The organism is Paenibacillus nanchangensis (assembly GCF_046543445.1).
Taxonomy (GTDB): Bacteria; Bacillota; Bacilli; order Paenibacillales; family Paenibacillaceae; genus Paenibacillus_AQ; species Paenibacillus_AQ nanchangensis.
Window position 1 is genome coordinate 89,319 of the sequence record NZ_JBHOFD010000019.1, and the last position, 13,253, is coordinate 102,571.

Annotated in this window: 10 protein-coding genes; 3 read left to right on the forward strand and 7 right to left on the reverse strand. The window is 50.5% G+C overall.

Annotation, left to right across the window (positions count from 1 at the left end; translation table 11 throughout):
- Position 1: 1 nt before the first annotated feature.
- The 5 genes from ACE6ED_RS16385 to ACE6ED_RS16405 all read right to left on the reverse strand — a co-directional run bounded on the left by ACE6ED_RS16385 (position 2) and on the right by ACE6ED_RS16405 (position 7,389).
- Positions 2-889: a carbohydrate ABC transporter permease gene (locus ACE6ED_RS16385; RefSeq protein ID WP_410828271.1), complete on the reverse strand. Its 888-nt coding sequence runs from the start codon at positions 887-889 to the stop codon at positions 2-4.
- A gap of 33 nt (positions 890-922) precedes the next feature.
- Complete coding sequence (locus tag ACE6ED_RS16390; protein ID WP_410828272.1) at positions 923-1,852, reverse strand: ABC transporter permease; 930 nt, start codon at positions 1,850-1,852, stop codon at positions 923-925.
- Positions 1,853-2,157: 305 nt separating this feature from the next.
- The gene (locus ACE6ED_RS16395; RefSeq protein ID WP_410828273.1) at positions 2,158-3,930 is read right to left on the reverse strand and encodes a sensor histidine kinase; all 1,773 of its coding nucleotides are present in this window, start codon (positions 3,928-3,930) and stop codon (positions 2,158-2,160) included.
- A 35-nt stretch (positions 3,931-3,965) separates the two neighbouring features.
- Positions 3,966-5,576 carry a response regulator gene (locus ACE6ED_RS16400; RefSeq protein WP_410828274.1) on the reverse strand — a complete coding sequence of 537 codons (1,611 nt, stop codon included), beginning with the start codon at positions 5,574-5,576 and terminating at the stop codon, positions 3,966-3,968.
- A 118-nt stretch (positions 5,577-5,694) separates the two neighbouring features.
- Positions 5,695-7,389, reverse strand: a complete 1,695-nt coding sequence (locus ACE6ED_RS16405; RefSeq protein WP_410828275.1) for a CehA/McbA family metallohydrolase — start codon at positions 7,387-7,389, stop codon at positions 5,695-5,697.
- A 318-nt stretch (positions 7,390-7,707) separates the two neighbouring features.
- On the opposite strand from ACE6ED_RS16405, the gene ACE6ED_RS16410 reads away from it, so the two are divergent.
- Positions 7,708-8,604 (forward strand): sugar phosphate isomerase/epimerase family protein, encoded by an 897-nt coding sequence (locus ACE6ED_RS16410; protein WP_410828276.1) that lies wholly within the window; start codon positions 7,708-7,710, stop codon positions 8,602-8,604.
- A gap of 210 nt (positions 8,605-8,814) precedes the next feature.
- Here the strand turns inward: ACE6ED_RS16410 and ACE6ED_RS16415 are convergent, their stop codons facing one another.
- On the reverse strand, positions 8,815-9,708 hold the full coding sequence (locus ACE6ED_RS16415) for an AraC family transcriptional regulator (protein ID WP_410828277.1): 894 nt from the start codon (positions 9,706-9,708) through the stop codon (positions 8,815-8,817).
- Positions 9,709-9,798: 90 nt separating this feature from the next.
- On the opposite strand from ACE6ED_RS16415, the gene ACE6ED_RS16420 reads away from it, so the two are divergent.
- The gene (locus ACE6ED_RS16420) at positions 9,799-9,963 is read left to right on the forward strand and encodes a hypothetical protein (RefSeq protein WP_410828278.1); all 165 of its coding nucleotides are present in this window, start codon (positions 9,799-9,801) and stop codon (positions 9,961-9,963) included.
- A gap of 199 nt (positions 9,964-10,162) precedes the next feature.
- Entirely contained in the window at positions 10,163-12,427 is a 2,265-nt protein-coding gene (locus tag ACE6ED_RS16425) for an FAD-dependent oxidoreductase (protein WP_410828279.1), read from the forward strand.
- Between the two features lie 174 nt (positions 12,428-12,601).
- Here the strand turns inward: ACE6ED_RS16425 and ACE6ED_RS16430 are convergent, their stop codons facing one another.
- Complete coding sequence (locus tag ACE6ED_RS16430) at positions 12,602-13,078, reverse strand: MarR family transcriptional regulator (RefSeq protein ID WP_410828280.1); 477 nt, start codon at positions 13,076-13,078, stop codon at positions 12,602-12,604.
- Between the last annotated feature and the right edge of the window lie 175 nt (positions 13,079-13,253).

Consider the following 13,253-nt stretch of genomic DNA (forward strand, 5'->3'; position numbering starts at 1 on the left):
TTCATCCTTTAACGGCACCTACCGTAAGTCCGCCAACAAAATATCGCTGCAAAAATGGATAGATCAAAATGATAGGAACGGTGGTGATGGTAATGGTCGCCATCTTAATTACTTCGGGCGTGAGGATCGTACCGGCCTGCTCCATTCGGGCCGCTTGCGCCGGGTCTGTTGACTGGATCTGGGTTTCCATCAGAATCTTAACGAGAACGCCCTGCAGGGTGGCCAAATCCTGTGATCCTGAAGTAAACATGTACGTATCGAACCACGTGGTCCACTGTTGAACGCCAATCATCAGCGCAATGGTTGCGAGCACGGGCGTCGACATCGGGAGGATGATGCTTCTCAGCGTTCTGAGCTCCGATGCCCCGTCAATTCTGGCGGACTCCGCCAAGGAGGCCGGAAGATCCTCGAAAAACTGCCGCATGACCATAACATTCCAGACACTGATGGCGCTTGGGATGATATACACAAGAAAGTTGTTGTACAAATGAAGATTTTTGATAAGCATGAACTCCGGAATCAGGCCGCCTGAGAAATACATGGTGAAGATAAAGAAAAACAAAATCGCTCTTCTGAAGATCAGGTCCCGGTTGGATAACAGATAAGCGAGAATCGCGGTACAGATAAGTCCGACAAGGGTGCCCAGCAGCGTTCTCGATATGCTGATGTAGGTGGCATGCACCAGATTGCTTTCATTAAATATGGCGCCGTAGGCTTCCAGCGAAAACTTTCTGGGCCAAAAATAGATGCTGCCTCTCATCGCGTCTCTGCCATCATTAAAGGAAACAACAAAGATGTTCCAGAATGGAAACGCCGCCAGAAATCCGATCAGCAGCAAAAACAGGTTGTTAAAGACGTAAAACAATCGTTCTCCCCTGGTTGGTTTCATCAAATCCCCCCTTTGCCGGCTGCTGACGAATCATTAAAAAATGCCCATTTTTAAAAACTTTCTGCAGGCGAAATTGCAGAGAACAATCAGCACGATGCCGACTACGCTTTTAAACAATCCAACGGCTGCTCCGTACGAAAATGCCGCCTGCTGCAGGCCGTATTTCAGCACATAGGTGTCCAGCACCTCGGAACGGCTGATGTTCATCGGGTTTTGCAGAAACAGCTGCTGATCCAAACCCGCATTTAATATGTAACCTACACCAAAGGTGAACAACAAAATGATGGTAGGCATAATGGTAGGTATCGTAATATGAATAATTTGTTTGAACTTGCCCGCTCCGTCAATTACCGCGGATTCATACAGCTGTTTGTCGATTGAGGTAATAGCCGCAATATAAATAATCGAATTCCAGCCCACGTTTTTCCAGACGTTAAGCGCTGTCACCAAGGGCCAGAATGAGCCCGCGTCCCCCAGGAAATTAATAGGCTCATCGACTAGGCCCAGATTCAGCAGCAGGGAATTGACCGGCGCCAGCTCATCGATGGAGAAAATCGTCATCGCCATGCCCGCCACCACAACCCAGGAAATAAAATGCGGCAGGTAGGAAACGGTCTGCACCATTTTTTTAAAAACAGCGTTTTTCACTTCGCAGATCAGAATGGCGAAGACGATAGCCGCAAGGGTAGAGAAAACCAGACTAAGCGAACTGATTACAAGCGTGTTGCGGATCACTACGGAAAAGTCGGGACTTGTGAAAAATGACTTGAAATAGTGAAGCCCCACCCATTCTCCGCCAAAAGGCGTTCTGTACGAAAATTCTCTGAAAGCAAGCAGAGCGCCATACATCGGCGTATATTTGAAGATGATGATAAACACCAGGAAAGGCAATAACAGCAGCAGATGAACCTTCTGTCTTTTCGCTTTTTTCAAGATGCCGTGTGTGTCAAATCCGGGTTTCATGCCCCGCCTCCTGTCCAATGATAATCCTCTGTTTGCTGTCCGTTTCTGCATTCACCGCCACCTTTCTTACTTCAATTATCCGGTCCGGTGCCGTTCAATTCAATTTAAGGATTTATCGAATGGTATAGCTAACTGTTTCAATTCGTTCAGTAAAAGAAGGATAAAAACAAACATTTTAATTAAAAATCAAAACTTCACTAGGGCGCCCGGCCTTAACCGCTGCTCCTGCAAGCAGTAAAAAAGCAGGGAACTTCCGGGATACGTCGAACCCCTGGAAAAACCCTGCCAAAAGGAGCTGCCTGCAGTCAGGCTTCCAGCCTTGGTCTGTCCGAAACGGAAAAAGAAATTTCAACAACGGTGCCCGGGCTGGCCGGGTACACTCGGATGCCGGCGTCTCCGTACAGCAGCCTGAGGCGCATAAAGGTGTTGGTGACGCCATACCCCATCGTGCGGGCCGGCAGCTCCCCTTTGTTCAGATTGCCGATATACTCAATGAAGCTTGAATTCACCCCCATTCCGTCGTCCGTGATCGTAATGACATACCGGTCTCCCTCTTGGCGTACATCCACCGTAATATGCAGGATTTTCCCATGAACTTTTCCGTGTACAATACTGTTTTCAATAAACGGCTGGATCGTCATTTTGCAGAGGGGCAGGTGTTCATGCTCCGTGCCGGACCGGACCGTAAGTGCAATCTCGTTACTGTGGCATAAATTTTGCAGTGCTGCGTAATTTTCAATCAGCTTGATTTCGGAACGGAGCGGGATGATCTCTTTGCCTTGGCTGAGGACCATCTTATAAAAGTCGCTTAACAGATCGATGATTCCGGCGATTTTGTGCTCCTGTTTGTGAAATGCGATCCATTTGACCGCCGACAGCAGGTTGTACAGAAAATGCGGATTCATCTGCTTCTGCAAGTATTTGATTTCGCTTTCCGCCTTCTGCCGTTCTGTCCGGGCGATGTTCTCCGTAAGATCTTCGATCGTGAGCGCCATACTGCATAAAGTTTGATCCAAAGCGGAAATTTCGCGGACCCGGTTGCGGTCCGGCTTTATCCGCAGGTTTCCTTTTTCGATATGTTTCATTTTGTTGACCAGCTGTTCGATGTTGCGGGCAAACCTCGTAGAGAATACAACAGCCAGCAGTACGCCAATCAGCACAAAAAAGCATGTACACGCCCATACATACTTCGCAACGGACCGCTTCTCCTTTTCCAGCTCGTAAGCGTCATACAGCACAACAATGGATAAGGCGTCGTTAATGGCTCCATTATTAAAATAATAAAAGTCATCTCCCTGCTTCAGCTTGGACAAGGTTCTGTCCTGTTCAGCCTTCTCAGCCTGCAGCAGCACTGTATTCAGCGCGGTTCTTCCAATGCGGACCTGCGGATTGGAGCTGAAGACCGCTTCTCCCCCGCTCAGCACATACAGCAGGTATTTCACGTTTTCTTCGCCTTTATACAGGCTGCTTAATCTCTCCTGGTTCATTTCGATCGCCAAGACGCCTCCCGGCAGATTCACGTTGATATACTTCAGCAGCACAATTTTGGTCCCTTCGCCGTCCTCGTCGTAGGTAACCCAGACATCTTTTCCCCGGGCTTCAATGGCCTTTTTCATCAAATCCTGCCGCTTAAAGCTCTCAATAGCCCTGACATTTTTGCCGTCCGTAATCAGCATGGGGTCGATTTTGTACAGAACAATGCTTTTTATATCGTTATTGGTTGTGCTGTAATTCTCGAAAATACTGTTGATGCTCATAAACCGGGTGAACAGCGTATAGTCCACATCCCCGTGATATTTGCCCTGAAAAAGCGCGGACACCGTGCTGTCGGAATAAATGTTTTTGGCCGTCAGTTCGCAGTTTTTCATGATATTTTCGATGCCGTTCAGCGCCTGGGAGGCAGCGTAATGCATGAACTCTTTATTCTGGGCATCCAGCGTCTGATTTAATTTACTGTAAATAATCGAACTGATCGTTACCGAACAAATCAGCGGAACCAGGATATTGAAGACCAGTATAATGTGAAAGAATTTAAAATCCTTTTTCTTCAAGCGAAAAATTCCGATAGCTTTCATCATCTTGTACGCTCCATTAGGATTTTGGCATAGGCCTTTCACCTGAACTTCTTTCTGTATTCCTTTGGTGTCATCTGAATGTAATTCTTGAACACAATATTAAAATAAGTGCTGTTCTCATATCCCACCATTTCACCGATCTCATGCACCTTGTGTTTGGTCTGCTTAAGCAGTTCTTTGGCTTTGCATATACGCAGGTTGGTTAGATATTCTTGAATGCTGATATTCATTTTTTCCTTAAACAAAATCCTTAAATAGTTGGGACTCAAATAGACCCTGTCCGAAAGATACGTTAATGTAATCGGTTTCTGGTAGTCATGGTTCAAAATATGCAGAATCTCTTTGATGATGTAATCATCTTTGTTCAGCTTTTTTCTGTCCATATACGCGGAGATGGCATTTAAAATTTTGCCCGCGTACTCGAGCATTTCCGGGATGGTCCGGGCATGGATGATCTGTTTATAGATGACGGTTTCTTCTTCAGCCATTTTCTCCACACTTTCCCCGACACCCGTCAGCTGCATGGACAAACTGGAAAACAAAAAGATTAACCAGCTCCGTATGTCATCCATGCTGCTGCCCGGATCAGTCAGCATGCCGTTGACCAGTTGATTAAGTTCCTGCTCGCAGCTTTCCCCCTCGCAAACAAGGCTGATGATCCGGGAAACGGCTGACTTCAAATCGATAGGCTCCGGTTCGGATACTGCGGCAAAAACCTCTTTACATTCGCTGTAATGGACAATATGGCCGAAACCCAGCTGAATCTTCCGGCTTGTCACCTGAATGGCTTGCTTGTAAGCCCTGTTCAGCTCTTCGGGATTCTGGAACAGCTCGCTAACCCCGATGATGTATTGGAATGGATGGTCTACGGACATGGCCTTAAGTTCTGCTTCTATTCCGTTAACGGTCTCCGTGCCTTCCTTGTCCTCCTTCACTAACGTATGCAGCAGCGCGATCACCCCATTGCCCGGGCTTTTGATAAAAATCACATTCCTGCCGCTGCCCGAGCTCTGCAGATGATACAAAACCACATTGAGCAGCTCAGAACGGTGAAAAATATCGGATTCCGCGCCAAAATCAAACTCGATTAAAGCCAGCTGATACATGCCGATCATTCTCAGCTTCAGCTCATTGGCCCGGACGGATAAGGTTTTGGCATCCTCCGCTTTTGTCCCCGATAGGATCAATTCCTCAAGAAAACGGGACTGCAGAAAGGGAAGATGCTGCTGAAATTGCGCGATGATTTTGTTTTTCTCCAGACTGGACAACTTCTCGTCCACCAGAATGGAGGTGATTTTTTTGATGACCGCAATCAGCTCCTCCTGTTTTAGCGGCTTGATCAAATAGCTGTATGCTCTTACCTCCATCGCTTCCTGAATCAGGCCAACTTCTTCATGTCCGCTGGAAAAAATAAATTTGGCATCCGGGCAGAAACGGGTAATGTTTTTGGCCATCTCAAGCCCGTTCATGCCCGGCATTTTGACATCGCTAATGATAATGTCGGGCATCAGAACCCTTGCCTTTTCCATGCCGTCGAGCCCGTTAAACGCCGTTTCCACCTGCCGGATGCCCAAAATATCCCAGTCTATATAATTCTGCAATGCATTTCGCTCAAAATCGTTGTCTTCTACAATCAATAACTTTACCATGTACATTACCATCCCTTACATTCGTCATTTGTTGTAGAATGCTGCGGATACCGGGTCATGCACCACTATAGCAAAAGAACATAAACGGGATATAAAATAAAATAGGGAACTCGCTAGATTAGAAGGAAAGATGGAGCTCAGGGTGGCTTAACAGTTCCCTGATGCGCGCAAGCTCAAAGCAGGCAGCCGGCACATCACCAGTGGCATACCGGTTGTCCTGATTAAAATAGCCAAAGTACAAATGTTTAAAAATACGCTGCAGTTCGTCCATTTCAAACAATTTCAGCGTCTTCACCGTTCCGCCAACCTCAACGTTCACTGCGGCGGCTGGATGGATCCGGCAGTGAATGTCCCCCGAAAACGCCGTCTTGTCCCCCGTCTCGTCCAGCCAAAACGATCCGGTTGCAGGATGACCGTCCTTGGTAACGGTTACGCGAAGCTCGCATTTGAAATCCCGGTTCGCAAATGGGGTGTTTCTTATGTACACCGGATTTGTGATGGCAATATTGCCCGCAAAATCATAACATTTTACCAGAATATAGCTGTCCTGATTGACGGTGATCTGGTCTTCCAGCTCATACTGGTCCGCATTCACTGGAACCTCTTTCCAAATCTCACCGTTGACGATGAGCTGGATTTTACTAAGAGACGCTTGATAGCAGCGGAAGGTTTCAACCTGTATCCTAAAATTCTCATTTTCTTTGTAGCTGAACACCGTTCCCGGAAGCTGGCCGTTTACTTTTAGCTGAAGAATCGGCCCTGAGGTCACCATGTTTCTGCCTGCCTTGACGGCCTTACATAAGGCATCAATACTGAATTCGTCGGCATAGGTGTAGGTTTTAAACTTCAGATGTTTCCTGCGTGTGGAGTCGAAGGTATGATCGCTTTCCGCAACCCCCGGCAAAAAATAACCGTTGTTCAGCGCATCGTACCAAAGCCGCTGGTAAGGGAGACGGTCGCTGTCGTAACCCATGATCACCATCGCGTCAACCGCTCCGGCCAAAATATCAAATCCCAAGGAAGCGGCAATGTTGGTAATAAACTCTCCGTTATGGTACCACCAGCTTGTAGGATGGGCGGCGACCGCAACAGAGTTCTCCCCTCTTTCCTTTGCCAGCGCTTCGTAAGGGTAGGCGATCTCGTATGCCGGTTCCGCCCCGGCTTTGGTAAACAGCCATGGATCCCATGACCGGTCATAATACTTGCTGAACGGGGGCTGCTGATTGTAATTCATCATAAACATATGCCCGTACCGGCATTTTACGATTTCGTTGCCGATATCCAGAATGAAGCTGCCGTCGTTCACCTCCTCAAGAATTTCGGAGAACTGCTCCCGGTAAGATCTTTTGGTTTGTGGCTGCTGCCCGTTCTGATCCAGCAGATGGGTTTCCAGATCATACGGGGAACCGGCAAAAAAGAAATCGAAGTCTTCCCCCTTCATGATGATCGAAGCATTTTTTAAGTTTCCGTTGGCCGACTGCAGATTCCGGGAGACGTGGGAATGGGCATCAAAGGAATAGAGGCCAAGTCTTCTCGTGTCGATGAGCTGCTCTAAACCAATTTCTACCGCGGTGTCCTCGCCGCCTAGTCTCACTTTTTTTTCCACTGGCGTGTATAAAGGTCCTTTATAACATTCAATGCCGTATTCACCCGGCTCCAGCTCAAATTCATATTCCCCGCCGCAGTACACGACCACCTTGTGGCTGTCTACCGTAAGACCGCTGTGATCCTTAAGCTCATACAAATGGAGTTTGCAGGACGTCGTTTCTTTTTTTTCATTAGAGATGCGGTATACGACCACTTTCAATTTCATCGTAAATCCTCCAAACCGCCCGTTGACCGGCCTTTTGCTTCATTATAAGTCCGCGTAACTTTCACCAACAATTCAAATATCCATCGAAAACTATCGCTATAATTTACACTTCAGACCTTGGCATTATGATAAAAACAAACATTTTCGATAGATAGTTATAAACGGCCTCCACAGCTGGCCTCATCAGCCGGCAATACAGGCACAATCAATGCGCCTAAGCTACATAAGTTTTATAGATTGTGTATATCCTTGTTGGATGGGATGCGGTTATACTCATTGTGTCAGTTCAATTACGCGGAAGATAGGAGTGTGTGAGGCGTGTACGGGAAGCATACAGGAATCCGGGTTGGAACAATTGTTGAGGGGCGCGATGCGGTACGGAACATTCCCCAGATCAAGGAGCATGGTTTCGAGTCCTTTAACTTAAGTTTTTGGCAAACGACGGGTGAACTTGACTTGGCAGATACTGCGGAGCGGGTAAGAGAGGCCATTGGAGACCAGGATATCGTAATTTCTGCGTTGAGTGTGTTTGGCAACCCGCTCACAGGGACCGGCGATAATGCAGATACCGTAGCCAGCTGGGAGAGATTGATTGATCATGCGCATCTCTTCGGCGCCAATCTTGTAACAGGATTCACCGGCAGACTTACAGACTTGTCCATTGATGAATCCATTCCCCGGTTTGCGGAAATCTTTGGCGAATTGGCAAAAAGAGCGGCAGACCGGGGTGTACGGCTTGCTTTTGAAAATTGCGATATGGGAGGAACATGGCAGTCTGGAGACTGGAATATTGCCCACAACCCGCTGGCGTGGGAAAAGATGTTTAATGCCGTGCCAGCCGACAACATCGGCCTGGAGTGGGAGCCCTGCCATCAGATGGTGAATCTGATTGAGCCGATCCCGCAGCTCCGCAAGTGGGTGAACAAAGTATTCCATGTCCATGGCAAGGATGCCACCATTGCTTGGGACATCATTCGGGAGCAAGGCATCCATGGACCCGGGCCGTTTGTGTGGCATCGTACGCCGGGCTTTGGCGATACCAATTGGACGGACGTGATTACAATTTTGCGCCAGGCGGGTTATCAAGGAACCATTGATATCGAGGGATGGCATGACCCGGTGTATAAGGATGAGCTGGAAATGACCGGCCAAGTCCATGCTTTGCATTATCTGAAGCGGTGCCGCGGGGGAGATTTTGTTCCTAATCCGAAATGAACTGCAACCCGAGATGACTGCAACCCGAGATGAAGCAATACTCCGCTGCCTCTCGGACTGCCAAACAAATCGCATAGAACTCAACCAGCTGCCTGGAATCGAACCAGCCGCATGGAATTCAACCAGTTGCCTGGAATTCGAACCAGCCGCATGGAACTCAACCGGCGGCTGGTTTTTTGGTTTAGATTCAAGTTAGGGCCGTTGTTATCCCTACACGTGGTGACTCTTCCGAAAGGCGGAGGGGGTAATGCCAAACGTCCGCGTAAATACCCGGCTTAAATAGAAGCCATTGTCGTATCCAACTGCCTCGGCGATTTCGGCCAGTGTCATCTCCGTGTCGCGGAGCATCATCCTCGCCCGCTCCAATCTTAGCGCCTGCAGATAGTCGGACGGCGTCTGTCCATGCGCCTGCCTGAAACGGCGCGTCAGCTGGACCGGACTGAGTCCCAGTCCGTCCGCCAGGTCCCGCAGGCTGAAAGACCCGGCGGAGCCCGAGGCGATTTTCGCCGCCGCTTCCATCATAAGCGCGTCGTCCTTTATTACGCCTCGCCTAAGCGCTTCCTGCTGCGCGCTCTTCTCCAGTACCAGCAGCTCCAGCATGTCGCGCAGCAGATGCTTTTTCCAGCGCCGGGCCGATTCACTGCTGTCTTCGGCATAAAAGCGCAAATAAGCGAAATCTGCGAACAGCCGTTTCTGGTCAAGAAGACGATATTTGCCGCAAAAGTCCGAAGGCGGCAGCGCGGCAGTACAGGGGGCCGGCGTTTTTTCCCGATCGGCCATGTGAAGCGGCCCAATGCCCGCCGCAGACTCGCCGGATTCGTCCCAGCAATCCGGATTCCATTCGCTAAACTGCATGTAATGGAAGGTTAGCGGCGTCACCGTTTTCCTGGCGAACGCGATGCCCGGCGGGCACAACACGATGTCGCCGGGGCCCGCGGTGCCGCTCCCTCTTTGGCTTTCCCCGCCTTCTTCCGCTTCTTCTCCGCCAAGCTTATACTGGAACTCCCCTTCCTCCACCGCAAAAGCAACCCAGCTGTCGTACAGATCAACCTCCAGCGCAAACCGGGTTTTACGCTGCCAGTAAATATGGTTAAGCAGCTTCACACGCTCTCCTCCTGTTTCCATATTCGCCATCTTCACCGCCGGTGCCGATGACCCTCTGTCGGATGAGTCATCGCCCTGCATGTCTGTGCAATGTATCTTCCTTCGCTGGTGACTGGCTACTGGGTGGACCGGATCGGCCGCACCCGGATGGTGCGGCTTGCCTGGAATTTGACGGGCCTGTTCCGCCACATCTGCTTGCTTGCACATAGACGGGCTGACGCACCATCTGCTTACCAGCGCATTGATGGTGCGTAGCACCACATCTGCTTGCCTATGTATAGGCGGGCAACTGCAAGGGCCCTCTCACCCATAAATTGAAATAAAGTATATGGATAATGATATAATAATGCATTTTTAAAAGTTTTTACACCAGCTATGATGAAATTGAGGATAACGCTTGAGCAGCGTATATACGTTCAGCTGTCAACAAAATCATTCGGGGAGTGTCCATAACATGAAGCGTGAACAAGTGATTTCCGACGTAACGGTTATTGGAGGAGGACTGGCGGGCATTTGTGCGGCAATCGCCGCAGCCCGGCAAGGGAGCAAAGTAGCGCTGGTGCAGAACCGCCCGGTTCTTGGCGGCAATTCCAGCAGCGAGGTACGTGTATGGGTCTGCGGGGCAACGGCGCATGGAACCAACCGTTATGCCCGCGAGACAGGCATCATGGGCGAGTTGTTCGTGGAGAACCAGTACCGCAATCCGGAAGGCAATCCGTATATTTGGGATCTGGTTTTGCTTGAAGCGGTCATGGCAGAACCCAATATTACGCTGTATTTAAACACCGACGTACACGAGGTACAGGCCGACGGGCCAAAAGAAGACCGGATGATCCGCTCCGTCACCGGCTGGATGATGGGTTCGGAACGGCTCATCACGTTTGAAGGCCGCATGTTTATTGACTGCACGGGCGACGGGCTGGTCGGATTTCTGGCCGGCGCCGAGTTTATGCTGGGCCGGGAAGCCCGGTCCCGTTTCGGCGAGGAATGGGCGCCGGAGATTGCCGATTCCATTACGCTCGGCAGCACGCTGCTGTTCTATACGAAAGACGCAGGGGAGCCGGTAGCTTTTGTGCCGCCATCCTTCGCCAAGGATATTACGCAGACGTCGATCCCGCTCCGGCGTGTCATTCGCAGCGGAGACTCCGGCTGTCATTACTGGTGGATTGAATGGGGCGGCGAACACGACACGGTGCACGACAATGAAATGATCCGCAGTGAACTGTGGTCGGTTATTTACGGCATTTGGGATTATATCAAAAATTCCGGCAAATTCGACGCCGCCAACATGACCCTGGAATGGGTGGGCTCTCTGCCCGGCAAACGCGAATACCGCCGTTTTACCGGCGATTACGTGCTGAACCAGAACGACATTATCGGGCAGCGTGATTTCCCCGATGCCGTTGCTTTTGGCGGCTGGTCCATCGACCTGCATCCGCCGCAGGGCATGTATGCCGAAGCAAGCGGCTCCAAGCATTGGCATTCCGACGGCGTATATCATGTACCGTTCCGCTCGCTGTATTCCGCCAATGTGCGCAACATGCTGATGGCCGGCCGGAACATCAGTGCCTCCCACGTCGCCTTCGGCACAACACGCGTGATGGCGACCTGCGCCTGCCTCGGCGAAGCGGCCGGCACAGGTGCGGCGCTGTGTGCAGCGACCGGGCTGACGCCGCGCCAGCTGCACGGCGAACGGCTTAGGCTGCTGAAGCAGACGCTGCTGCGCGCAGACGCTTCCATCATCGGGCTGCGCAGCGAGGACGAACGCGACCTGGCCCCGCGCGCGGACGTCAGCGCCTCCAGCGCCTGGACGAAGCCGGCGCGCGAGGTCTCCGCCGGGACGTACCGGCTGGAGGCGGACGCCGCCCTGCTGCTGCCGGTAAACCCGGCGCTGGACAGGTTCGAGCTGCTGCTTGACGCCGCGGACACCACAGCCGTCCAGCTGGAGCTTTGGGATACGGGGCGGCCGGAAAACTACGTGCCGCATCGCCTGCAAGCAACAACGGAAGCCAACGTAGTGCCCGGCGAACGCCAGTGGGTGTCCTTCGATCTGCAGTGGACACCCCAAAGCCCTCAGAACGCTTTTATCATCGTGAAGGCGAATCCGGCGATATCGCTGCACCGCTCGGACGAGGCGGCAGGCGGCGTGCTGGTGTTTTTCCGTAATAACGGCGCCGGCCAATCGCGCGACTTTGGCGATCTCCAGCCGGACCAGAAGGTAATGGAATGGCAGATGCGGGGCGAAAGCCGGCGGCCGTTCTGCTTCCGGCTCGGGAACCCGAGCGAAGCTTATCTGCCCCGCCAAGCTGTTAACGGCTACCGACGCCCGTACGGCGGTCCAAACATGTGGTTGTCCGCGCCGATGCTTCCCGGTCAGGCGGAATGGCTGCGCCTCGACTGGGAGGAGGCACAGACGGTGGCGCAGGTGCAGCTTGTTTTTAATGACGATGTCAATGAAGATCTGGTGAATCTGCACCACCACCGAACCCCGTTCCGGGTCATGCCGGAGCTGGTGAAATCCTACCGGCTGGAGGCGCTAGTTGGGGAAAACTGGATCCCCGTGGCCGAAGGCACGGACAACCGCCGCCGTAAAGCCGTCCATGTGCTGGAGCAGCCTGTCCGCACCTCCTCACTGCGTCTTGTCATAGAGGAAACGAACGGCAGCCGCCACGCTGAGCTAATTGAAATCCGGGTGTACGGAGACGAAGAGCGGGAGTAATAGCAAACGGAGATACGGAAGTGATAAAAGCTTAACTACCATGAACAGGTTTTCCTTGCTGTTAGTCTCTGTAACATCCGAACAAAGCAAAAAAGCATCCGGATTGGTCCTGGATGCCTTTTTGCTTTCGTACATATCGCCAACCTATATAATATCCTCTCAGACATAGTCGTGTTAGCGATAGAAGTCAACCATATCTCCAAACAGCCGTTTGATAAATTCAAGCTCGCGTTCGCTGTATCTTTCTAAAAATTCGTACATTCTTAGCCTTTCCTTCTCATGAAGCTCATGATGAGCAGCAAATAGCTTTTTGCCGACAGGTGTCAGCCGAAAATACACTTCCTTTTTGTTATCGTTGAGCTGGGCTTTTCGCACCCAACCTGCTTTTAGTAATTTATTTGCGATCTTGGAGGTATTTCCTTTGCTTAAATTCATCCTTTCCGCAATGGAAGTGACATTGATCGGCTCCTGCTCTCCGATGCACGCAATGGTGTGCAGTTCCGTCATGTTCAAGCTGAATTCTGATTCAATATGCTTCTGGATATGCTCCAGGTATGTGGCGGATATTCGAGTTTCATACTGCTCTTTTTGTTCAAGAAACTGAACGTAAAATTCATGAATGGCGGTTTTGTTCTTACTGGCAGTATCCATGATTATGGTGGCTCCCCGACTTATTTGTTTTATTATATCATAGATTGTTTTCTGAGAAACAAACGTGCATACTCATATTGTGAATGGGGTTGACAGGATAAAGAGCGACCAAGTACACTATTATTGTTTCATGTGAAACTATATATAAATATAATTTTTGTCACTTCTTTTTTTC